Source organism: Hwanghaeella sp. LZ110, from assembly GCF_048892525.1.
In the GTDB taxonomy this organism is placed as follows: domain Bacteria; phylum Pseudomonadota; class Alphaproteobacteria; order UBA8366; family Aestuariispiraceae; genus Pacificispira.
The window spans coordinates 421,556-443,268 of record NZ_JBLZHT010000002.1; the positions used below are offsets into that span (position 1 = coordinate 421,556).

Sequence of the window (21,713 nt, forward strand, 5' to 3'; positions counted from 1 at the left end):
CAGTCCATTTGGGTGCAGACAGTGGAGAGGAGGCGATAGCATGAGCGACCGAGAGCCCTCTCAGCGGCAATTGCGGGTTGGCGAACAGATTCGTCATGCCCTGTCGCGTATTCTGTCACGGGGTGAGCTTCGGGATCCGGTCTTGACCAGCATTCCGATCACCGTGTCGGAAGTGCGCTGTGCGGCGGATCTGAAGCTGGCCACTGTCTATATCATGCCCTTGGGCGGCCAAAACATTGATGAAGTCCTATCGGCCCTGAAACGCGCAGGCGCGTTCCTGCGGGGTCAGGTCGCGCGGGAAGTTCAGTTGAAATATACGCCCGGCCTGCGCTTCATGGCCGACGAAACCTTTGCCGAGGCGGGACGGATCAATGAGTTGTTGCGCCGTCCAGAGGTTCGCCGTGATTTGGTGTCTCAGGATGATGAAGACACCAATGAAGAGCAAAATGACTCCCCAACCAGACAGTCAAGGGTTGCTGCCGGCGGGTCTTCAAAGGACTGATCCATCCCCATGCGTGATGATCTGACAGATGATGAATTAGAGCGTTATGCCCGCCACGTCATTCTGGAAGAGGTCGGTGAGGAAGGCCAGATCAAGCTGTTGGACTCCAAGGTTCTGGTCGTCGGGGCAGGCGGGCTTGGCGCCCCTGTCCTGATGTATCTGGCTGCGGCTGGTATCGGCACATTGGGCATTGTTGATCATGATGTGGTCGATCTGTCCAATCTGCAGCGCCAGATCATCCATTCCGTTGATGATATTGGCCGCCCGAAAACGCGCTCTGCGGCGGAACGCCTGGAAACGATTAACCCCGATATTACGATCATCGAACACCGCACCCGGTTGACCGCCAACAATGCGGCGGAGCTGTTTGCAGACTATGATTTAATCGTCGATGGCAGCGATAACTTCGCTGCCCGGTATCTGTGCAACGATACCTGTTATTCCTTAAAGAAACCCTTGGTCAGCGCCGCCCTGGTGCGGTTCGAAGGTCAATTATCGACCTTCAAAGCCTATGACGGCGGGCCCTGCTATCGCTGCCTTTTCCCGGAACCGCCGGACCCTGACATGGTGCCCCGGTGCGATACCGTTGGTATCTTCGGTGCTGTCGCGGGAGTCATGGGCAGCCTGCAGGCAACCGAGGTCCTGAAGGAACTGTTAGGATTGGGCACCAGCATGTCGGGCCAATTGCTGCTGTTTGACGCGTTGGACCAGACGTTTCGTAAAATCAAGGTGCCTAAAGACCCTGACTGTCCTACCTGCGGCGGCTGAGGACGGTGCGTTGATCCCCATTCTTGGACAGTGTTCTGTTTCTCCTTAGAGCAAATCCCAAACAGACGAAATCGTTTATGATGACGTATTTGATTAAAAAACAAGTGGTTAGAGTATCCTGTGTGAGCTCATGCGCGCGCACCACACTAGTATGAGCGCAGTGGTGTGCTCGATACCATCAACCTCTTACAAACCGGTCACCCCGGACGTGATCCGGGGTCCAGGGCCGCATAGTGAGATCACAGCGTTACGCCCTGGATTCTCGCTTGCGCGGGAATGAAGCGATCTTTCATCCGGTGCCTTATCTTGCGGCTGAGCCTCTGTTCTGCCGTCTCGCCTGTTAAGGGCAGGCGGGAAATCCCTCACTCCTGATCGCCGTTTCCAGAACGATGTGGCATTTCGCGATAGTCGCCCGATTGCATTTCCATCAGCCGGGACACGGCGCGTTCAAATTCAAATGCATGGGTGCCTTCCCGATATAAGTCGTTCGGGGCGGCATCTGCGGCCATGATCAAATTGACGTGATGTTCGTAAAGCGCATCGATCAGCGTCATGAAGCGCTTAGCCTCATTGCGGCGATCCTCTGTCAGGCGCGGGACGCCGTTCAGGATCAGCGTGTGGTACTTTCGTGCCAGTGTCAGATAATCTTCCGCCCCCAGCGGTTTACCGCATAGGTCATCAAACACCACCATGGCAACGCCGCGCGCCGCTTTCGGCACAGCGATTGTGCGGCCTTTGACCTTAAAGCTATCGGCCTCTGCCGCCGCCCCCTCGGTCAATTCGTCGAACGCCTGATTTAACGCCTTCGTCGCGGGGGCACCCAGCGGGGCATGATAGGTTTTCAGGGATTTCAAACGGATCAAGCGGTAATCGGTTGGCGATTCCAGATGCAGGATATCCAGTTTCTTGTGCATCAGCTTGATAAAGGGGATGAACTGTTCGCGTTGCAGCCCGTCTTTATACAACTCGTCTGGCGGCCAGTTGGATGTCGCCACCACGACCACACCCCGCTGGAACAGCGACTCAAACAATCGTCCCAAAATCATCGCGTCGGCGATGTCGGTCACATGGAATTCATCAAAACATAGCAGCCAGGTCTCATCGGCAATGCGTGCGGCAATTCTGGGCAGCGGATCATCCTCTTTCGTGTCGCGTGTCTTCTGCGCCTCGCGCCAATTATGGATGGCACCATGGACCTCAATCATAAATTCATGGAAATGGACCCGACGTTTGCGCTGGACCGTTGCCTCTTTATAGAACAGGTCCATCAGCATGGATTTGCCGCGCCCGACCCCGCCATACAGATACAAGCCCTGGGGCGGGTCTTCCCGTCGCCGCGCCAGGCCCAGCTTTGCCTTCCATCCCCCGGCATTGTCCGAAGGTCGATAGTCGGTCAGCGCTTTGAACAGGCCTTGCAGTTTTTCCGCCGCCAAGGCCTGGCAGGAATCAGCTTTTAGCTGTTCATCCCGAACCAGGGCCCGATATTTGAACAATGGACCGGCCGGATCATCATCTTGAGGGGTGTTATCAGTCAAATCCAGAGACTTACAGATTGCGATTGGGGACCTGAATCATGCGCCAGAATCGGCGCTGGTTCAATGCTGGGATCGCTGTTTTACGATCTGGATTCAAAGGGGCGCATGAACAATCGCAGGAAGGGTTTTTCCGGCTCCCGCTCGACGCCAATAGACATTGTCGGACTGCGGGGTGTTTTGTTAAAGGTGCGAAACAGCCGGTCCCAGAAACTGAACAGATTGCCATAATTGGAATCCGTGTCCCGTCGGATCGCATGATGATGAATCCAGTGAATAGCAGGGGTAATCACAATCCAACCCAAAGCCTTCTCAAGCCCGGGCGACAGTTTGACATTGGAATGGGCGAAAATCGCTGCCAGTAGAACCTGAGTTTCAAATACCAGAATGCTCTCCAGCGGAATATCAAGGCTGATGACGATCACGGCCCTGGCTAAGGCCGACAGCAGCACTTCACCCCAATGAAAGCGAAAGGCGGTTGTGCTGTCCAGGGTCGCATCCAGGTGATGCACCTCATGAAAGCGCCACAACAGCGGGAATTCGTGATTCGCGCGGTGCCAGAAGTAAATCAACATATCCAGAATCAGCAAATCTGCCAGCAGGCCGCCAATCCCGTCCCACCAGGGGGCGTAGGCACTGCGCCAGTCGGGTCCTGTTGTCGTCGCCCAGACGCTGATTGGAACGACAATGAATATCGATAGGATAACATTGGTGCCAAACAGGCCGCCATTGCTGAACAGCCGCCCGGCCTTCCCCTTCGCATCCAGGGGCACGATCGCGGCCGGGCGTAGCCGTTCCATGATGAAGAACAGAATAACCCACCCCGCCACAATGACGGATTTATATGCCAACAGGGTTTCGGTCACGGTTTCCATAAGCCATAATCTGTGTCGAACACGCCGCCGGGGCAAGACACGCCAATGGCGGCGCAGTCACACCTGCGTTACCGCCTATAACGTACCATCCCCTCCTGTATATGAGGATTCTTGATGTCAGTACCCTTGATTGGCGTTTCCGCCTGTATGTCGCAGAACGAAGCAGGCAGCGTGTATCATCATGTTGGCCATAAATACTTCGATGCGGTGGCATCGGCGTCAGAGGCGATCCCTGTGGCTATTCCAGCCCTGCCGGGGGCCTTGGACCTGGACGTTCTGGTGGCGCGCCTGGACGGTCTGTTCCTGTCGGGCAGTCCATCGAATGTCGAACCTCAGAACTATGGAGGCCCGGCCTTTCGGGCCGACACCAAGCGCGACCCCAATCGGGATGGCGTGACCCTGCCGCTGATACGCAAGGCGATAGAGGCTGGGCTGCCGTTGTTTGCGGTCTGCCGGGGTCAGCAGGAATTGAATGTCGCCCTGGGGGGAACCCTGCACCAGCATGTCCATGAATTGCCCGGCAAGCGGGATCATCGTGCGCGCAAGGACCTGCCTGTCCAGGACCAGTATGACGTGGCCCACCCGATTGATGTTCAGCCCGGCGGCATGCTGGCGGGGCTGAATGGCGCGACCGGGCAGGTGATGGTCAATTCGCTGCATGCTCAGGCGATCGACCGGCTTGCCGATGGCCTGTTTGTAGAAGCGGTCAGCGATGATGGCATCATTGAATCGGTCAGCCTGCCAGGCTCCAAAGGGTTCCTGTTGGCGGTTCAGTGGCATCCGGAACATCCGACCGCCCTGAAATGGCCGTTGAGCAAGGCCATGTTCCGGGCCTTTGGCGATGCTGCCCGTCAGCGCGCCCAATCCCGATAAAATTCACCCGATATCCTTACAGTTTGAAAGAGAGACCCGATGCGTATTGTGACCTGGAATATCAACTCTGTCCGCCTGCGCATGCCCATCGTGGAAAAGCTGGCCCAACAGGTTTCGCCCGACGTCATCTGCTTGCAGGAAACCAAGGTTCATGACGACCAGTTCCCGTTCAAGGATGTTCAGGCACTGGGCTATCCCCATATCGCGATCAATGGGATCAAGGGCTATAACGGGGTCTGCATCCTCTCCAAACACCCCTTGAAGGATATTGGATCCCACACCTGGACCGGTAAGGCGGATGGTCGCCATATCTATGCGACCCTGCCCAACGGGGTTGAGGTACATTCCCTCTATGTCCCCGCTGGCGGGGACGAGCCGGATCGGGCGATCAATGATAAATTCGGCCATAAGCTGGATTTTGTTGACGAAATGGCCGTTTGGTTCGGTCAGAACCGGAAGGCAACCGACAAGATCATGGTGATGGGCGATCTGAACATCGCGCCCCTGGAACATGATGTCTGGTCCCATAAGCAATTGCTGAAAATCGTCAGCCACACGCCGATTGAGGTCGAAAAATTCAATGCGGCCCAGACCGCCTTCGGCTGGATCGATTGCATGCGCAAATTCGTGCCGGATGAGGAAAAGTTATATACTTGGTGGAGTTACCGGTCCAAGGACTGGCGCGCTGCCAATAAAGGCCGCCGCCTGGACCACGCCTGGGCCACACCCCCGCTGGCCGATCAGGTCACCGCTATGCAGGTCCTAAGCGACGCCCGCGACTGGGAAAAACCGTCAGACCATGTGCCGGTTATCCTTGATCTGGCGGGGTAATGCCAAGACAGTCCACCCGGCACCCCCTTGACCCCGGCAGGTTTGCAGATTACCTAAAGTTCTAGATTTGTGCTGAAATGTAATGGAAGAATGAGACATGGCGATCCTGCCGATCTTGGTGGCACCGCATCCTGTGCTGAAGAAAAAGTGCACCCCGGTTGAGGCGGTGGACGGGCATATCCGGCGTGTGCTGGATGATATGCTGGAGACCATGTATGACGCGCCGGGTATTGGTCTGGCTGCGCCCCAGATTGGTTTAGCCAAACGGATGCTGGTGGTGGATTGTGCCGGGCGTGGGGAAACGCCGCAGCCGATGAAAATCATCAATCCGGAAATCATTGCGGCATCCGACGACTTGGCCAGCTATGAGGAAGGCTGCCTCAGTTTTCCGGAACAATATGCCGATGTGAAGCGCCCAGCCCGGGTGACGGTAAAATATCTGGATGAAACGGGCGCGGAACAGACGCTTGACGCAGACGGCCTGCTGGCGACCTGTATTCAGCATGAAATCGACCATTTGGATGGTGTGGTCTTTGTGGATCATATATCCTCGTTGAAACGGGGCATGATCATGCGCAAGCTGCAAAAACTGATGCGTGGGAAGCCCCGCCCGGACGTCGCGGCGGAGTAGTTCCGCCCCATCCAGCGCTGCGCCGCATTAAGGCCAGAACCCTGTCAGGAACCAAAGATGACGAAGCTGCGCGTTGCCTTTATGGGGACACCGGGATTCGCTGTACCCGCCCTGGATGCCATAAAACGGGCCGGACATGAGATTGAGGCTGTGTATACCCAGCCGCCCCGCCCCGCCCATCGGGGGAAGAAGGAAACGCCCAGCCCTGTGCATCAGGCGGCCTTGAAAATGGGCATTCCGGTGCGCCATCCCAGCAGTTTGAAAACGCAAGAGGCCCAGGCGGCGTTCAAGGATCTTGCCCTGGATGCGGCAATCGTCGTTGCGTATGGGTTAATTCTGCCTAAGACAATTCTGGATGCGCCTCGATTGGGCTGTTTGAACATTCACGCTTCTTTGCTGCCGCGCTGGCGGGGGGCCGCGCCGATCCAGCGGGCAATCCTGGCCGGAGACGACGAAACCGGTATTTCCATCATGCAGATGGACGAGGGGCTGGATACCGGCCCGGTCCTGCTGGAAGAACCAATGCCGATTTATCATCGCAGCACTGCCCAGAATTTGCATGATGATCTGGCGGCACTGGGGGCTCGTTTGATCGTTGAGGCCCTGGACAGTCGTGCCAGTGGTCAGATCACGCCCAAGCCACAGCCTGATGTCGGTGTGACCTATGCTGATAAGCTCCAAAAATCGGAAGGGTTTATCGATTGGACCCAGAATGCAGCGGATTTGGACCGCCGGGTCCGCGCCCTGACACCCTGGCCGGGCTGTTTCTTCGACTATGGCGGGGAGCGCATCAAGTTGCTGCAAGCGCTACCGGCTTTTCCGGATAGGCAAGCCCCGGCTGGAACCATCCTTGACCCCGACGCGGTTGTTGCCTGTGGCACAGGTGCGCTGAAATTGCTGCATCTTCAACGGCCGGGCCGAAGCCCGGTTTCTGGGGGGGATTTCTTGCGGGGACTGCGCCTATCTCCTGGTGATTGTTTGCTTGGTGATAAACAGGCCTGAAATACGAAACGGCGACGAGATAGTCTCGTCGCCGCCGTAACCGTTGAACCGAAACCGGATGGGAGGGGCAGGATTTTGGCCTCGGTTCTCCGGAACTTCCGAAGCGGCATCGCCTTTTGGACCCGCCGCCTTACACCCTTACAATAGGCCGTCCGGGCCCGTCTGGCTGTGATGGGTGTCACAGCCTGCGAAAAAAATTTATTTTTTTGCTTTTTTGCAGAATGGCACTTCAGGCGACGGTCAGCAGAAGGTTAAAAGGGATGGGTTGGGCCTCAACCCTCCTTCTTATATGGGCTGCCTTCCGCCAGTTCTGCCCGCAACCGCGCCTCATACAGGCGTTCTTTATTCAGGAATTGATTAACCGCGCTGCGGAAGCCCTCATTGGGCAGCAGATGGGCGGAATAGGTGGTGACGGGCAGATAGCCACGCTGGACTTTATGCTCTCCTTGGGTGCCTGCTTCGACGCGCCTCAGCCCATGGGTGATCGCATAATCAATGGCCATGTAATAACACAGCTCGAAATGCAGGAATTTATAGGTTTCCAGACAGCCCCAATTGCGCCCGAAAATCGCATCACTGCCCAGCAGGTTCAGGGCCCCTGCAATCGGGATATCGTCGGCATCAAATGCCAGCATCAGGACCACGCGGTCGCGCATGCGCGCATGCAGCAGATCAAAGAAATCCCGCGTCAGATAGGCGCCCCCCCATTTCCGGTCATAGGTATCGGTATAGAACTCATAAAATGCATCCCATAGTTCAGGGGTGATCGAATCCCCCGTCAGGGCTTTGGCGGTCAGGCCTGCTTCGGCCAGGGCGCGGCGTTCCTTGCGCACGGCCTTGCGTTTACGGGACGAAAACGCCTCCAGAAAGTGCTCAAAGGATGTATAGCCGTCATTGTGCCAATGGAACTGGTGACCGTGGCGGATCAGGAAACCGGCATCTTCCAGGGTTTCTGCTTGCGGCTCGGTGACGAAATTCACATGCAGGCTGGAGACGCTGTGCCGCTCCACCAATTGTGCCATGGCACTGATCAGATATTGGGTCGCAGCAGCCGGATCTGGTGCGGCGGCTGTCAACAGGCGCGGCCCTGGCACGGGGGTAAAGGGCACAGCGGACAGAAGCTTGGGGTAATACTGACCGCCTGCGCTTTCATAGGCATGCGCCCAGGAATGATCGAATATATATTCCCCCTGTGAATGACCCTTTAGATACAGCGGCATAGCTGCCAGCAAGCACCCTGCGGAATCGCGCAGCAGAAGGTGCTGGGGCAGCCAACCGGTTTCCGCCCGGACCGATCCGCTTTCTTCCAGGCTGGAAAGGAAGTCATAAGAAACAAAGGGGTTTTCCGCCCCGGCGCAGGCATCCCAGGCAGCCTTGTCGACTTCCTTTAAGGACGCGCAAACCTCTACCAGCAAACTGTTCTCGCCGTCGGGCATTTTGGGTCCTTGATCGCAAAGTGTCTTAAGGGAAGTTTGGCGCGCGCCATTCAGCTTTCAAGGGGAAGGCAAACAAGTTCTAATTAGAACTATTTCAGCGAGGTGCCTGCAGGCAGAGTCAGGATTTCACTTTAAACGTACCCTTAATTTACATTTTCAAGCAGTGGAGAGAGGGTGGAGCCGAAGTACTTTTGTCCTTCGAAGGTCCAATGGTTATCGTCCATAAATAGGGCGGTTCCCGATGAGTCAAAAACCATACATTCCTTAACTGTATCTCGGCATATTGTTGATAGGACATCATAATATCGTATGTCCCAGCGACGCGCTGCGTTACTTAAAGTCTCATTCAGTCGGATGCGCTCTTCTTGACCAAGATTATACAACATTCTTGCAACTTTTTGTGTTGGGCCTTTGGTCGTCAGAAGCGTCACGGGGTCAATAGGGAGTTCCAGTGCTCCCCATAAGATGATATCTGCGTTCGGGAAGGCCTTAAAAAACTTAACCGTTGGATCGAGATATTCAAGATTCGAAGAATGCCAACGGGAGGCCACGATGATTATATCTGCTTCCTGTGCGTATTTTAAGTTCAGCAGTTCCACCTTTTGTGCCTTGCAGCTCTCAGATATCGTGCTTGTCGTTATTCCATGAACCAAACGAGAGGCTAGGGATTGGCGAACAGATTCAGGCATATGGCAATGGATACTTAGATTAAATGTGTAAAAGACGTAATCATTCTGAAATAGGTCTCTGTTTTGTGAAAGTGCGTTAAATAGGTCTTTACTGTGACTATCACCAACAATCAGAACGCTTTTCTTGTTACTTGATTCTGCATCGACAGGAAGTTTGTTGTGGGTTTCAAAAAACGCCTCATTCGCTAAGGCTCCATCCTCAAGCTGGCGCTTTATTCTATCCGAATACGTTGATGAGAAGCGCCACCCCCAACCATTTGTATAAGAAGCGCTATATGCGAGAGCGGGAAACACAGCAAAGAAAACAAATGAACCCAATATTGTTATTAGTTTTAGGCGAAATTGATTGAATTGCAGGCGCGACCCGACAACTTTAATTTGGTTTCTTATCGGTATGTCAACAAACTTCGATAGTATAAAAGCCATTACAAAGCTGGCACTGATAAGAACGGTTTTTTCTAAAGGTGAAACAGGGCTGAATGTTGCATATTGAAAAAACACCAGAACCGGCCAATGCACCAGATAAAGCGGATAGCTGATTGTTCCGATACTCACGATTACCTTGTTCTCAAACATTTTTCTGACGATGGGCGGACATTTTGGGCAACTATGAATTACCAGAGCAGCGCCGACACTTGGTAATAATCCATAGCCTGACGGAAATGGCATAGTAGTTTTAAAAAAGAAAACACTTACTAGAATTAGTCCCAAACCAAAGACCAATAATGTTGTGTTTATCAGAGTGTCTTCTATTGTTTTCCGACTTACGGCGTAAGCTAAGGCGCCAATCATAAATTCATAGAACCGGAAAACTGGGACATAGTAGCTGGACAGACTTGTATCAAACGCCACAGCCCCAAGAATACTCGATAAGAATATGAGAACTAAAAAAAGAGGGCCAATAAACTTCTTAAACTTAAAGAAGAAAAATAATGTTATTGGCCAAATCAAGTAGAACTGCCACTCCACCCCAAGAGACCACGTATGTAGAAGTGGTTTTAGTTGGGCACCTAAATCAAAATACCCAACCTCTCCAATATAAAAGATATTTGATGCAAAAACCAATGCATACAAAGACGCTTCACTGAAGCGTTCAAAATGCAGAGGTGAAAAATAGATGGCTGCAAGCAGAAAACTTCCAAATAATACAATCAAATAACTTGGCAGCAAACGTCGGGCTCGGCGCAGATAAAATTCAACAATGTTAAATGACTTATTATGAACATTTTTAGTTATAATTCCCGTTATTAGAAATCCACTGATTACAAAGAAAATATCAACACCAACAAAACCACCACTAAAAAACCCAATATCATAATGAAATAAAATCACGAATAAAACGGATAAGCCGCGTAGACCTTCAATGTCTGTTCGATAGTTTTTTTCATGAGAATTTTCTAAGTATGTCATCTTTTAATATTATTTCGTGAAATATTTTTTGATATAACAAGTATTTGGCGAAAACGGTAAAATTCTCTCAAAAGATATCGCCTTCGTATTATTCCATCAACATTGTTATCAGGCTTTTGATAGTTTTGTCGTTAGCAAATTTCGACCTCGCCAATCGGCACCCCGTCAGCTATTTCCTATGGCTTGCATATAGCACAGGTCCAAATTTGGCTCGCAGGTTTGAGAGAATTTTCATGAATAGGGCTATCCTCCAGGCAACTGTTGATGCTTTAGCCGTGCTTAATGCAACACCGTGTAAGACGTGAGGTGATGATTATGAGCACATCTGAGAACAGGACCGATGCGATTGTTATTGGGGCGGGGCATAATGGCCTGTCTTGCGCAGGGTATCTGGCGCGGGGCGGGTTGAAGGTGACGGTACTGGAGCGGCGCGACGTGATCGGTGGCGCGGCCCTGACGGAGGAATTTCATCCCGGCTTCCGCAATTCTGTCTTTTCTTATCTGGTAAGCTTGCTGGATCAGCAGGTGATCCGGGACCTGGACCTGTTTCAGCATGGCCTGGAATTGCTGCAGCGTCCGGGGGGCAGTTTGTCTATCCTGCCTGGCGATCACCTGTATCTGCCCCGGGATCCCGCATCGGCCCAGCAGGCTCTGGCGCGGTTTTCCGCGGCAGATGCTGCGGCCTATCCCGAATTTGAAGATTTGCTGGAATCTTTGGGCGACGCCATTCGCGTGATCGCCACTCAGGTGCCCCCCAATTTTGGTGGCGGGTTGTCGGATCTATGGAAAGTATTGGGGCAGGCGAATGTTCTGCGCAAATTGCCCGCAGACCGTCAGGCCGACCTTGCGGAACTGATGACCATGTCGATTGGCGATTTTCTGGACCGCTGGTTTGAAAGTGATCCGATCAAGGGCCTGTATGGGTTTGAAGGCATCATCGGGAATTTTGTTGATCCCTATGCCCAGGGGTCGGCCTATGTCCTGTTGCACCATATCTTTGGTCAGGTGGATGGGCGCACCGGCGCCTGGGCCTATGCCAAGGGCGGCATGGGGGCGATCACCCAGGCGATGGCGCGCTATTGCCGCAGTCAGGGTGTTGATATCCGGACCAATGCGGCCGTTTCAGAGGTGATCCTGGATAAGGGGGTCGCGAAAGGCGTTGTTCTGGAGGATGGAACCGCACTTCATGCCCCGGTCGTCGCGGCCAATTGTCATCCGCAGATCCTGTTTGGTCAGTTGATTGATCCGGCCCTGACACCGGACCGGTTTGCCAAGCGTGTGGCGGGCTGGCGCAGTGAGAGTGCGACCTTCCGCATGAATGTTGCGCTGAGCGAATTGCCGAAATTCGATACGGTCGATCATGATGAAAACGGGTTGACCGCGATGAAGAATACCATCGATATCGCCCCGTCTTTGGATTATATCCGCGCCGCCTATGATGATGCCCGCATGCAGGGCTGGTCCAAGGCCCCCGTCGTATCAATGTGCATTCCAACGCTGATGGATGACAGCCTGGCCCCGCCGGGGGGACATGTGATGAGCCTGTTCTGTCAGCATTTCCGGCGTCATCTGCCAGATGGGCGCAGTTGGGATGATGTCCGGGAAGAGGTCGCCGATCACATCATCGACACGGTCGCGGCCCACAGTCCCAATTTCCGCCAAGCCATTGTCGGGCGTCAGATCAACAGCCCACTGGATATTGAGCGTAAATTGAATATGGTCGGGGGCGATATTTTCCACGGAACCCTGCATCTGGATCAGATTTTTGCCCTGCGCCCGGCACCCGGCCATGCCGACCATCGCATGCCGGTTCCCGGTGTCTACCTGTGTGGGTCCGGTGCCCATCCCGGCGGCGGCGTCAGCGGTATTCCGGGGCGCAATGCCGCACAGGAAATTTTAAAAGACGTTAAGCGAAGGAAAGTTGGATGAATTTCTGGAAAAAAGGCCGGGATCAATCCCTTCCTGAATTTATTGCCCTGATCGCTCTGCAGATTTCAATGGTCGCCCTGACCATCGATGCAATGTTGCCCGCCTTACCCGCCATTGGTCAGGAATTGGGTGTGGTGGAAGCCAATGATACACAATTGGTCATATCGCTGTTCTTTCTGGGTTTTGCCGTGGGTCAGTTTTTCTATGGCCCGCTGTCTGACTCTCTGGGTCGAAAGTCGATGATCCTGGCAGGGATTGCCATATTTGGTGTGGGCTGCATTCTGTCCCTGGTATCCTGGAATTATGAAACCATGCTGTTGGGTCGCGTATTGCAGGGGTTGGGTGCTGCGGGACCACGCACGGTGACGATCGCGGTGGTTCGGGATCGGTATGCCGGGCGCGGCATGGCGCGGATCATGTCCTTTGTGATGGCAGTGTTTATCATCGTGCCCGCCTTGGCACCCGCGATTGGGCAGGCGGTGCTGTTCGTTGCCGATTGGCGCGCGATTTTTCTGTTGTTGATGGCGTTAGGTCTTATCTGTGCCGTCTGGATGATGTTCCGACTGCCAGAAACCCTGGCCGATAGTGACCGGATGCCCCTGTCCCTGGCACGCATTGGTTCGGCGGTAAAAGAAACAGTCTGCAACCGACATGCCTTGGGCTACACGATCTCCGCAGGCTTCATTTTTGGTGCCTTTGTCGGCTATCTGAACAGTGCCCAGCAGATATTTCAGGATGTTTTTAACCTGGGGGATTTGTTTCCGCTGTTCTTTGGAATTCTGGCCCTTTCGATTGGGGCATCGTCGGTCGTGAACGCCCGCATTGTGATGCGGTTTGGGATGCGGTTTCTGTCATTTGCGGCGGTTTTCACCCTGACAGGTCTGTCGCTCGGTTTCCTCATTGTCGACATCGTGCTGGCGGGACATCCGCCGCTTTGGGCATTCATGCTGTGGGGCATGACCAGCTTTTTCTGTATTGGATTGTTGTTCGGGAACCTGAATGCCCTGGCGATGGAGCCATTGGGGCATATCGCCGGGACAGGCTCTGCCGTGGTCGGGGCGTTGACCACCCTGATTTCATTGGTCTTCGGAATTGTGGTTGGACAAGCCTTCGACGGGACTGTTCTGCCGTTGGTTATCGGGTTTGCCAGTCTGGGGGTCATTTCCTCAATCACGATGATGATCACCAATCGCGGCCTTCGCGGTGCGGGCGCTCAATAGGTTAAATTGAGGGGGAATTCATATGGCCAAGAATGATGCATGGCTGGCTTCCGGTGCAGAAGACGCGCTGGAACCGGAAATGGAGATTTGTGATCCCCATCATCACCTGTGGCTGAACCAGCCCCATCGGATCAGCCCGCGCTATGGCTTTGACGAGATTCACCGGGATGTCAGCGCCGGGCACACTATCACCAGCACGGTTTTTATCGAGGCCGCAACGATGTATCGGGCTGATGGGCCAGCGGTCATGCGCCCGGTTGGAGAAACAGAATTCGTCAATGGTATCGCCGCCATGGCGGCATCTGGTGACTATGGTCCGTGTCGGATTGCAGCCGGGATCGTTGGGGCCGTGGACCTGACCCTGGGGGGTGCAGTCGCGCCAGCGCTGGATGCCCATATCGCCGCGGCGGGCGGGCGGTTCAAGGGTATCCGCCATGGTGTTGCCTGGGATTCAGATCCGGCCCTGCCCGACGTGCGCACCAAACCCGGCCCGGAATTGTTGATGGATGCGCGGTATCGCGCCGGTGTCGCAGAGGTCGCGGCCCGGGGCTTGAGCCTGGATATCTGGTGCTTCCATCCACAAATCCATGAAGTGACGGATCTGGCCCGCCAGTTTCCGGACCTGACCATCATTCTGGATCATTTTGGGGTTCCATTGGGGGTCGGGGCCTATGCAGGGCGTGGGGATCAGGTTTTCACCCAATGGAAAGCCGATATCACCGAATTGGCGTCCTGCCCCAATGTAATGGCGAAGCTGGGGGGTATCGCCATGCCGGAAAACGGCTTTGATTGGCACAAGCAGCCCCGCCCGCCCACCAGCCTGACCCTGATGCAGGCAACCCGTCGTTACTATGAAACAACAATAGAATTGTTTGGTGTCGACCGGTGCATGTTCGAATCGAATTTCCCTGTTGATAGCGTCAGTTGCGGCTATAATACGATCTGGAACAGTTTCAAATTGTTGACGCAAGACTGGTCAAAAGCGGAGCGTCGCGCGCTTTTTCATGATACGGCGGCACGCGTTTACAGGCTTTAATACGAAAGCGCATTGCGGCACCGCTTATCCGGCGCTATATGCGAAGGGTCATGATGCTTCTCTATCACCTCTGGCTCTCGCCCCATTGTCGTAAAGTCCGGCTGATGCTGGGGGAAAAGCAATTGCCGTTTGAAACCCGGATTCAGAAAACCTGGGACCGGGACGAGGCGTTTCTGGCCATCAATCCAACGGGGGAAGTCCCTGTACTGGTTGATGAAGACGGGAACCGGGTCTGTGGTTCCCAGCCGATCTGCGAATATCTGGACGAAATGTATGGTGACCAGCCATTGATCGGCACCGGCGCTGTGATGCGGGCTGAGGTCCGGCGACTGATCGACTGGTTCGATATCAAATTCCACCAGGAAGTCGGCATCAATCTGGTCGAAGAAAAGATCATGAAGCGCTTTCTTGGGATGGGGGAACCCAGTTCTTCCGCGGTGCGTGCCGGGGGTCGGAACATTCACACCCATCTGGGTTATATTGGTTGGCTGGCAGAGCGACGGACCTGGCTGGCGGGGGAGGAACTGACCCTGGCCGACCTGACCGCTGCGGCACATTTATCCTGTGTCGATTATATCGGTGATGTGCCCTGGAACGATCATCCAGAAGCAAAGGACTGGTATGCCCGCATTAAGTCGCGCCCGGCCTTCCGCCCGATCCTGGGGGATCACATTCCTGGTGCGCCCCCTCCAAAGCATTATGCAGATCTCGACTTCTAGACAATAAAAAGGAGCAGACCGATGCAAATCGACGGCTTAGCCGCCTTGGTAACAGGGGCGGCCTCTGGCTTGGGCGAGGCGACTGCCCGCGCACTGGCAGCAAACGGCGCAAAAGTGGCCTTGCTGGATCGCGACGCGGATAAACTGAACGCCGTCGCGAAAGACATTGATGGATTGGCGATAGCCTGCGATGTCACCAGTGCGGAGGAAGTGGCCGCTGCTTTCGCCACCGCGCGTGAACGGCACGGTCTGTGCGCCATTGCGGTCAGTTGCGCTGGCGTTGCCCCGGCGGCAAAGATTGTTGGGCGCGATGGGCCAATGGATCTGGATGTGTTTCGCAAGGTGATCGACATCAATCTGATCGGGACCTTCAATATTCTGCGCCTTGCTGCTGCGGATATGGCCCAGCGGGAGCCCAATGAGGATGGGGAGCGTGGTATCATCATCAATACTGCGTCCATCGCCGCTTATGAAGGCCAGATCGGTCAGGCCGCCTATGCCGCGTCCAAGGCCGGGGTGGTTGGTTTGACGCTTCCCGCCGCGCGGGAATTTGCCCGCAGTGGTATTCGGGTCAATGCAATCGCGCCTGGCCTGTTTGGCACACCCATGCTGCTGGGCATGCCGCAAGAGGTTCAAGACAGCCTGACGGCCACCTTGCCTTTCCCGCGACGATTTGGGAAACCACAGGAATATGCATCACTGGTGCTTCATATGGTGGAAAATACTGTCATGAATGGCGAATGCGTGCGCCTGGACAGTGCTTTGCGCATGCAACCCCGCTGAGTCCCGAAACGGCGTCAAACGACGCAACGGGGCGGCTTTCGCACCATTGTATGAATTGATACCGCAGTCACGGTTGCAGACCCGCGTCTAAACCGGCAAAGTTAGAGGGAAATCTGCAGTCTCGGCCTGATGGACCGGACTTGAACCAACAAGCCCCCGATCAGAGGGGCCATGATCCAAAGGGAGAATGCCCAGATGAGCACCGATGTTTTTCCAGTCGCCGATGATATTGCCAATAATGCGCTGATCAATCGCGCGCAGTATGAAGAGATGTATGCCAAATCAATTAATGACCCAGAGGCTTTCTGGGGTGAACATGGCAAGCGCATCGATTGGATCAAGCCCTATAGCACGGTGAAGAATGTGAACTTCATGGTGCCGGATGTCTCCATCAAATGGTACGAGGACGGGACGTTGAATGCGTCCTACAATTGCATTGACCGGCATCTGGAAAGCCGGGGCGATCAGACCGCAATCCTCTGGGAAGGCGACGACCCCAAGGATGATGCGACGATCACCTATCGCCAACTGCACGGCCATGTCTGCCGTCTGGCCAATGCCATGAAGGACCAGGGCGTCAAGAAAGGCGACCGCGTCTGTATCTATATGCCCATGATCCCCGAAGCCGCCTATGCCATGCTGGCCTGTGCCCGCATCGGTGCGGTGCATTCCATCGTCTTTGGCGGATTCTCCCCCGATGCACTGGCGGGGCGCATCAATGACAGCGAATGCGTCATGGTGATCACCGCGGATGAAGGCCTGCGCGGGGCAAAGAAAATCCCGTTAAAGGCCAATACCGACAAGGCGCTGGAAAAATGCAAATCGGTGAAATCCTGCATCGTTGTGAAGCGCACGGGTGGCAAGATCGATTGGGTCGACGGGCGCGATGTCTGGTACCACGACGTGATCAAGGATGTGTCGGACCAGTGTGAACCCGCAGAAATGTCCGCAGAAGACCCGCTGTTTATCCTCTATACATCCGGGTCCACCGGCCAGCCCAAAGGCGTGCTGCACACGACCGGCGGCTATATGGTCTATGCCTCCATGACCCATGAATATGTCTTCGACTATCATGAAGGCGATGTCTATTGGTGCACGGCGGATGTCGGCTGGGTCACCGGTCACAGCTATATCGTCTATGGCCCGCTGGCCAATGGGGCGATCACGCTGATGTTTGAAGGCGTGCCGAATTATCCAGACGCCTCGCGCTTCTGGCAGGTCTGTGACAAGCACCAGGTCAATACTTTCTACACAGCACCAACAGCGATCCGCGCCCTGATGCGGGAAGGCAAAGGCCCGGTGGAGAAATGCAAACTGGACTCGTTGCGCCTGTTGGGCTCGGTCGGGGAACCGATCAATCCCGAAGCCTGGCTGTGGTATCACGACGTTGTTGGCAAGGGTCGCTGCCCGATTGTCGATACCTGGTGGCAGACGGAAACGGGTGGCATCCTAATCACGCCTTTGCCCGGCGCTACCGACCTGAAACCTGGATCGGCAACCAATCCTTTCTTTGGGGTGGAACCGGAAATCGTCGATAATGACGGCAATCCGCAATCCGGTGCGACATCGGGCAATCTGTGCATCACACAAAGCTGGCCCGGCCAGATGCGCACCGTTTATGGCGATCATGAACGCTTTATGCAGACCTATTTCTCCACCTATAAGGGGAAATATTTCACTGGTGACGGCTGTCGCCGGGACGAGGATGGCTATTACTGGATCACCGGTCGCGTCGATGACGTGATCAACGTATCGGGCCACCGCATGGGCACGGCAGAGGTCGAAAGCTCTCTGGTCGCCCATTCCAAGGTCGCAGAGGCCGCCGTGGTGGGCGCGCCCCACGATCTGAAGGGTCAGGGCATCTATGCCTATGTTACGCTGAATAGCGGTGTTGAGCCCAGTGACGAGTTGAAGAAGGAACTGGTCGCCTGGGTCCGCAAGGATATCGGCCCGATCGCCAGCCCCGATTGGCTGCAATGGGCGCCGGGCCTGCCAAAAACCCGATCCGGCAAGATCATGCGCCGCATCCTGCGCAAAATCGCCGAAGACGATTTCTCCAATCTGGGCGACACCTCCACCCTGGCCGATCCCGGCGTCGTCGACAGCCTGATCGACAATCGCCAGAACCGGAAGTAAGCGGTTTAGGGTGTGTCCTGTGTTAGGAATTTGAAAAGGCGGTGCTGATGGGCACCGCCTTTTCGATTATGCGCCGGGAAGGTTATTGCGAAGTGCACCAATGCCTGCAACGTGGCGCAGGCTGTTGACACTTGGTTGCGCTTGTTTATCAGGTGTAGTGTTCAGACATTGCGGGGCGAGAAAGCCGTGTTGGGCGTCTTTTGCGATCGCTCACTTGCCCGCTAGCTGTCTGAGCGCACTAGCCCAATCCTCGATATGATAAGTGCGGATGATCTTGTCGTCCTGCACTTCATGAATGTCGATGGTCATGATGTCGAAGCTCCTCCCCTGGCCGTCCACACCAAATAGCGGTCCAGTTGGGGTTCCGGTCGCACGGCTACGCACGATGACGAAGGCGCCATCCTGGTGCATGGCCTGCACAGCCCAATCGAGATCAGGGATAAGCTTGGCGAAATGACCCATCTGGCCAAGGAAGGCTGCGCGCGGCTTGTTCTTGCCCGAATAGTCGCCGACACTTTCCCAGGCGTCCGATGTGACGTCTCTGAACGCCGTGACGTGGACTTCGGACCCAGGATTACTCAGAAGGTCATAGAAGGTCTGCACGCTTGCAAGGTCGTCCGCCTGGGCTGCCTGGGCGAACCCAATGACGCATAACGAGGCGGCGGCGATCAAGTTTCGAATTCTCCACATAATTAATCTCCTCTGTGAGTATGAACCGGTATTGGCGATGCGGAAACAATCGAACCGTCACTTTGCCGAGGCGCAGACCGTCAATGCATCATCCGAGCAACAAGATAGACATTGCGATAGAAACGCATAAGATAGTTAAAACCTTTTTCATTGTTCTGGATTCTTTAATAATGATCGACCGGCTTCGACAGCTCGCTATCTTTGCTAAGACGGTCGATCACGGATCCTTCCGGGGAGCCGCCCAGCATCTGCGCCTCTCCCCTTCCGTTGTCAGTCATCATGTCTCACAGCTTGAAGCGAGCCTTGGGGTGGCTTTGCTCTACCGCTCGACACGTCAGCTATCGCTAACGCGTGATGGTGAGCGTTTGCTCGCCGCGACGCAAAAGTTGCTCGAGGCCGTGGAAAATGAGTTGGCCGCCATGTCGTCCTTGGCACCGAGCCCGAGCGGGGAACTCCGTGTGATGATTGCATCGGTGCTATCGGCCTCCGAGGTTACCGCAAGGATCGCGCGGTTTGCGCGGCGCTTCCCTCTCGTCAGGCTCACTCTGGATTATTCGGATGCGCGTCGCGACTTGATCGCTGCAGGCTTCGATGTCGCGATCCGTATCGGCCCCAAACCCACAAAGAGCCCCACCACGCAGCTGCTTTTCGAGGCACCCCGGGTGATCGTCGGCTCAACCGAGTATCTCGCCGGGCGGACGCCTCCAAGGTCGCCGAAGGATCTGCTGCAATTCGATTGGTTGAGCCTGACACCGGCGCGTTCCGTGCCCTTGATGTTTTCTTGTCCGGGGTGCCAGCCAATCACAATCAAACCGGATCCTCAGATTCACTGCAGTGACGCGCAGGCTCTTTACCGGCTGATCCGGGCAGGCGCAGGCGTCGGCAGCATCCCGAGATTCCTTGCTGACGACGACGTTGAGAAGGGGGATGTGGCGGAGATTTTGACCGATTGGCGTATCGCGCCAATCCATGCCCATGCGGTTTGGCCAGCGAATGCGCCGAAGAACGGTTTGATTGCCTTATTCTTGGGTGACCTGATTTGCTGATCGTCGCCTCCGTCCCGTCCGGTCAAGACGGAATAGCCTGCGTCAGAAACTTTATGGGGCTGTCTTTTTTTAAACATCACCTTCCAAGCCACTACGCTTATACTGAGCAAAAATAGGGCTTCGTGGGCGACACCTCCACCCTGGCCGATCCCGGCGTCGTCGACAGCCTGATCGACAATCGCCAGAACCGGAAGTAAGCACATTTGGATGCGCCGCACATGTGGCGAAACTGAAAGGGCGGTGCCGATGGGTGCCGCCCTTTTTGTCCGGGTGACTGGTGAGGAAGGGGTCGCCCTCACGCGGTTCTCATGGATCCGGCTGCCCCGTTTGCTCAGTCACAGACTCCTCATACTGCTAAATTTACTATTCGTCCATTGGACATGCCTGGCCATAGCTCGGAGACACATTTACCGGTCCGAGGCTTGCTGAGTCGCTTACTTTTTGACTGATTTTTTGAGTTGGCAACATTAACTGCAATCTTTCATTCGGGCGAAGACTGTTGCGGTTGGACCGTGTTTCGAAGTCAGCTACACTGCGTGGCTGTGGCTGGTTGCGAATGCACGAGTTGCGGTTGGACCGTGTTTCGAAGTCAGCTACACTACGCCAACCGCCTGTATGGCGACGGAACACGTTGCGGTTGGACCGTGTTTCGAAGTCAGCTACACTGCATTACTGCCGACAACATCAAAGAGGCACGTTGCGGTTGGGCCGTGTTTCGAAGTCAGCTACACTCGCAAGGGATCTATGACCCGGATCGTGGCTGTTGCGGTTGGACCGTGTTTCGAAGTCAGCTACACTCCCGTCCGACGATACCCAATAACCCCACATGTTGCGGTTGGACCGTGTTTCGAAGTCAGCTACACTAATGCTACAACGCGGTGCGGCTGATGAACTGTTGCGGTTGGACCGTGTTTCGAAGTCAGCTACACTGCGCGCCTGCGGGTCCTGTCGATGTGGAAGGTTGCGGTTGGACCGTGTTTCGAAGTCAGCTACACTGCGCCATGTCGCGCGGCCCGACCCTGACGAGTTGCGGTTGGACCGTGTTTCGAAGTCAGCTACACTCTATGGGCCGGGGTCTATCGGCTATGGCGCGTTGCGGTTGGACCGTGTTTCGAAGTCAGCTACACTAGGGTTGAGGCCTTGCTGACCTGGCGGCGGGTTGCGGTTGGACCGTGTTTCGAAGTCAGCTACACTCACCACGAAGCACGGGCTGTCCATGACACTGTTGCGGTTGGACCGTGTTTCGAAGTCAGCTACACTAAAGGGATAAAAGCCGCCGTCCGGTCTAACAGTTGCGGTTGGACCGTGTTTCGAAGTCAGCTACACTCCAAGTGATGGTTGAACCCCAACTTGTTGCGTTGCGGTTGGACCGTGTTTCGAAGTCAGCTACACTGGCGGCGGATCTTGCCATTGCCGAAGGCATGTTGCGGTTGGACCGTGTTTCGAAGTCAGCTACACTACCGCAACTTCAGACGGTTTCCAGGTCTTCGTTGCGGTTGGACCGTGTTTCGAAGTCAGCTACACTCGGAACCTATTCAACGACCTTCACAACGGAGTTGCGGTTGGACCGTGTTTCGAAGTCAGCTACACTCAAGGTGCAGAACG

The 21,713-nt window shown here is 55.1% G+C and carries 18 protein-coding genes and 1 CRISPR repeat array (1 of these 19 cut by a window edge); of the genes, 13 read left to right on the forward strand and 5 right to left on the reverse strand.

Annotated elements, in window-relative coordinates; genetic code table 11:
• The first annotated feature begins 40 nt into the window (after window positions 1-40).
• Together rbfA and ACOSDM_RS05740 are read left to right on the forward strand one after the other, a co-directional pair.
• Window positions 41-502, forward strand: a complete 462-nt coding sequence (gene rbfA, locus ACOSDM_RS05735; RefSeq protein WP_420723533.1) for a 30S ribosome-binding factor RbfA — start codon at window positions 41-43, stop codon at window positions 500-502.
• A gap of 9 nt (window positions 503-511) precedes the next feature.
• On the forward strand, window positions 512-1,270 hold the full coding sequence (locus ACOSDM_RS05740; protein WP_420723534.1) for a HesA/MoeB/ThiF family protein: 759 nt from the start codon (window positions 512-514) through the stop codon (window positions 1,268-1,270).
• Between the two features lie 362 nt (window positions 1,271-1,632).
• Here the strand turns inward: ACOSDM_RS05740 and zapE are convergent, their stop codons facing one another.
• Window positions 1,633-2,805: a cell division protein ZapE gene (gene zapE, locus ACOSDM_RS05745; RefSeq protein ID WP_420723535.1), complete on the reverse strand. Its 1,173-nt coding sequence runs from the start codon at window positions 2,803-2,805 to the stop codon at window positions 1,633-1,635.
• Window positions 2,806-2,885: 80 nt separating this feature from the next.
• Entirely contained in the window at window positions 2,886-3,677 is a 792-nt protein-coding gene (locus ACOSDM_RS05750; RefSeq protein WP_420723536.1) for a sterol desaturase family protein, read from the reverse strand.
• A 114-nt stretch (window positions 3,678-3,791) separates the two neighbouring features.
• Between ACOSDM_RS05750 and ACOSDM_RS05755 the strand changes: the two genes are divergently transcribed.
• From ACOSDM_RS05755 to fmt, 4 genes are all read left to right on the forward strand, one after another.
• Complete coding sequence (locus ACOSDM_RS05755) at window positions 3,792-4,550, forward strand: gamma-glutamyl-gamma-aminobutyrate hydrolase family protein (protein ID WP_420723537.1); 759 nt, start codon at window positions 3,792-3,794, stop codon at window positions 4,548-4,550.
• Between the two features lie 39 nt (window positions 4,551-4,589).
• Complete coding sequence (gene xth, locus ACOSDM_RS05760) at window positions 4,590-5,381, forward strand: exodeoxyribonuclease III (protein WP_420723538.1); 792 nt, start codon at window positions 4,590-4,592, stop codon at window positions 5,379-5,381.
• 97 nt (window positions 5,382-5,478) lie between these two features.
• Window positions 5,479-6,012: a peptide deformylase gene (def, locus tag ACOSDM_RS05765; RefSeq protein WP_420723539.1), complete on the forward strand. Its 534-nt coding sequence runs from the start codon at window positions 5,479-5,481 to the stop codon at window positions 6,010-6,012.
• Window positions 6,013-6,069: 57 nt separating this feature from the next.
• Window positions 6,070-7,014 carry a methionyl-tRNA formyltransferase gene (gene fmt, locus ACOSDM_RS05770; RefSeq protein ID WP_420723540.1) on the forward strand — a complete coding sequence of 315 codons (945 nt, stop codon included), beginning with the start codon at window positions 6,070-6,072 and terminating at the stop codon, window positions 7,012-7,014.
• Between the two features lie 272 nt (window positions 7,015-7,286).
• Here fmt and ACOSDM_RS05775 read toward each other — a convergent pair whose 3' ends face one another.
• Together ACOSDM_RS05775 and ACOSDM_RS05780 are read right to left on the reverse strand one after the other, a co-directional pair.
• Window positions 7,287-8,450, reverse strand: coding sequence for a GNAT family N-acetyltransferase (locus ACOSDM_RS05775; protein ID WP_420723541.1), 1,164 nt, complete (start codon window positions 8,448-8,450; stop codon window positions 7,287-7,289).
• Window positions 8,451-8,593: 143 nt separating this feature from the next.
• On the reverse strand, window positions 8,594-10,549 hold the full coding sequence (locus ACOSDM_RS05780) for an acyltransferase family protein (RefSeq protein WP_420723542.1): 1,956 nt from the start codon (window positions 10,547-10,549) through the stop codon (window positions 8,594-8,596).
• 315 nt (window positions 10,550-10,864) lie between these two features.
• On the opposite strand from ACOSDM_RS05780, the gene ACOSDM_RS05785 reads away from it, so the two are divergent.
• From ACOSDM_RS05785 to acs, 6 genes are all read left to right on the forward strand, one after another.
• On the forward strand, window positions 10,865-12,478 hold the full coding sequence (locus tag ACOSDM_RS05785) for a phytoene desaturase family protein (RefSeq protein WP_420723543.1): 1,614 nt from the start codon (window positions 10,865-10,867) through the stop codon (window positions 12,476-12,478).
• The gene (locus ACOSDM_RS05790) at window positions 12,475-13,698 is read left to right on the forward strand and encodes a multidrug effflux MFS transporter (RefSeq protein ID WP_420723544.1); all 1,224 of its coding nucleotides are present in this window, start codon (window positions 12,475-12,477) and stop codon (window positions 13,696-13,698) included. The genes ACOSDM_RS05785 and ACOSDM_RS05790 overlap by 4 nt, the downstream gene beginning before the upstream one ends.
• 22 nt (window positions 13,699-13,720) lie before the next feature.
• The gene (locus ACOSDM_RS05795; RefSeq protein WP_420723545.1) at window positions 13,721-14,734 is read left to right on the forward strand and encodes an amidohydrolase family protein; all 1,014 of its coding nucleotides are present in this window, start codon (window positions 13,721-13,723) and stop codon (window positions 14,732-14,734) included.
• A gap of 50 nt (window positions 14,735-14,784) precedes the next feature.
• Window positions 14,785-15,453, forward strand: a complete 669-nt coding sequence (locus tag ACOSDM_RS05800) for a glutathione S-transferase family protein (protein WP_420723546.1) — start codon at window positions 14,785-14,787, stop codon at window positions 15,451-15,453.
• A gap of 21 nt (window positions 15,454-15,474) precedes the next feature.
• Window positions 15,475-16,236, forward strand: a complete 762-nt coding sequence (locus tag ACOSDM_RS05805; RefSeq protein WP_420723547.1) for an SDR family NAD(P)-dependent oxidoreductase — start codon at window positions 15,475-15,477, stop codon at window positions 16,234-16,236.
• A gap of 195 nt (window positions 16,237-16,431) precedes the next feature.
• The gene (gene acs, locus ACOSDM_RS05810) at window positions 16,432-18,372 is read left to right on the forward strand and encodes an acetate--CoA ligase (RefSeq protein WP_420723548.1); all 1,941 of its coding nucleotides are present in this window, start codon (window positions 16,432-16,434) and stop codon (window positions 18,370-18,372) included.
• Window positions 18,373-18,582: 210 nt separating this feature from the next.
• Here acs and ACOSDM_RS05815 read toward each other — a convergent pair whose 3' ends face one another.
• Window positions 18,583-19,044 carry an ester cyclase gene (locus ACOSDM_RS05815; protein ID WP_420723549.1) on the reverse strand — a complete coding sequence of 154 codons (462 nt, stop codon included), beginning with the start codon at window positions 19,042-19,044 and terminating at the stop codon, window positions 18,583-18,585.
• Window positions 19,045-19,145: 101 nt separating this feature from the next.
• Between ACOSDM_RS05815 and ACOSDM_RS05820 the strand changes: the two genes are divergently transcribed.
• On the forward strand, window positions 19,146-20,108 hold the full coding sequence (locus tag ACOSDM_RS05820) for a LysR family transcriptional regulator (protein WP_420723550.1): 963 nt from the start codon (window positions 19,146-19,148) through the stop codon (window positions 20,106-20,108).
• A gap of 498 nt (window positions 20,109-20,606) precedes the next feature.
• A CRISPR array of direct repeats spans window positions 20,607-21,713; the repeat unit is 36 nt; unit sequence GTTGCGGTTGGACCGTGTTTCGAAGTCAGCTACACT (it continues 381 nt past the right edge of the window).

What these genes read in the sequence shown, in the direction of transcription:
- rbfA (WP_420723533.1), top strand. Translation starts at nt 41, where the DNA reads ATGAGCGACCGAGAGCCCTCTCAGCGGCAATTGCGGGTTGGCGAACAG.
- ACOSDM_RS05740 (WP_420723534.1), top strand. Translation starts at nt 512, where the DNA reads ATGCGTGATGATCTGACAGATGATGAATTAGAGCGTTATGCCCGCCAC.
- ACOSDM_RS05750 (WP_420723536.1), bottom strand. Translation starts at nt 3,677, where the DNA reads ATGGAAACCGTGACCGAAACCCTGTTGGCATATAAATCCGTCATTGTG.
- ACOSDM_RS05755 (WP_420723537.1), top strand. Translation starts at nt 3,792, where the DNA reads ATGTCAGTACCCTTGATTGGCGTTTCCGCCTGTATGTCGCAGAACGAA.
- xth (WP_420723538.1), top strand. Translation starts at nt 4,590, where the DNA reads ATGCGTATTGTGACCTGGAATATCAACTCTGTCCGCCTGCGCATGCCC.
- def (WP_420723539.1), top strand. Translation starts at nt 5,479, where the DNA reads ATGGCGATCCTGCCGATCTTGGTGGCACCGCATCCTGTGCTGAAGAAA.
- fmt (WP_420723540.1), top strand. Translation starts at nt 6,070, where the DNA reads ATGACGAAGCTGCGCGTTGCCTTTATGGGGACACCGGGATTCGCTGTA.
- ACOSDM_RS05775 (WP_420723541.1), bottom strand. Translation starts at nt 8,450, where the DNA reads ATGCCCGACGGCGAGAACAGTTTGCTGGTAGAGGTTTGCGCGTCCTTA.
- ACOSDM_RS05780 (WP_420723542.1), bottom strand. Translation starts at nt 10,549, where the DNA reads ATGACATACTTAGAAAATTCTCATGAAAAAAACTATCGAACAGACATT.
- ACOSDM_RS05785 (WP_420723543.1), top strand. Translation starts at nt 10,865, where the DNA reads ATGAGCACATCTGAGAACAGGACCGATGCGATTGTTATTGGGGCGGGG.
- ACOSDM_RS05790 (WP_420723544.1), top strand. Translation starts at nt 12,475, where the DNA reads ATGAATTTCTGGAAAAAAGGCCGGGATCAATCCCTTCCTGAATTTATT.
- ACOSDM_RS05795 (WP_420723545.1), top strand. Translation starts at nt 13,721, where the DNA reads ATGGCCAAGAATGATGCATGGCTGGCTTCCGGTGCAGAAGACGCGCTG.
- ACOSDM_RS05800 (WP_420723546.1), top strand. Translation starts at nt 14,785, where the DNA reads ATGATGCTTCTCTATCACCTCTGGCTCTCGCCCCATTGTCGTAAAGTC.
- ACOSDM_RS05805 (WP_420723547.1), top strand. Translation starts at nt 15,475, where the DNA reads ATGCAAATCGACGGCTTAGCCGCCTTGGTAACAGGGGCGGCCTCTGGC.
- acs (WP_420723548.1), top strand. Translation starts at nt 16,432, where the DNA reads ATGAGCACCGATGTTTTTCCAGTCGCCGATGATATTGCCAATAATGCG.
- ACOSDM_RS05820 (WP_420723550.1), top strand. Translation starts at nt 19,146, where the DNA reads ATGCATCATCCGAGCAACAAGATAGACATTGCGATAGAAACGCATAAG.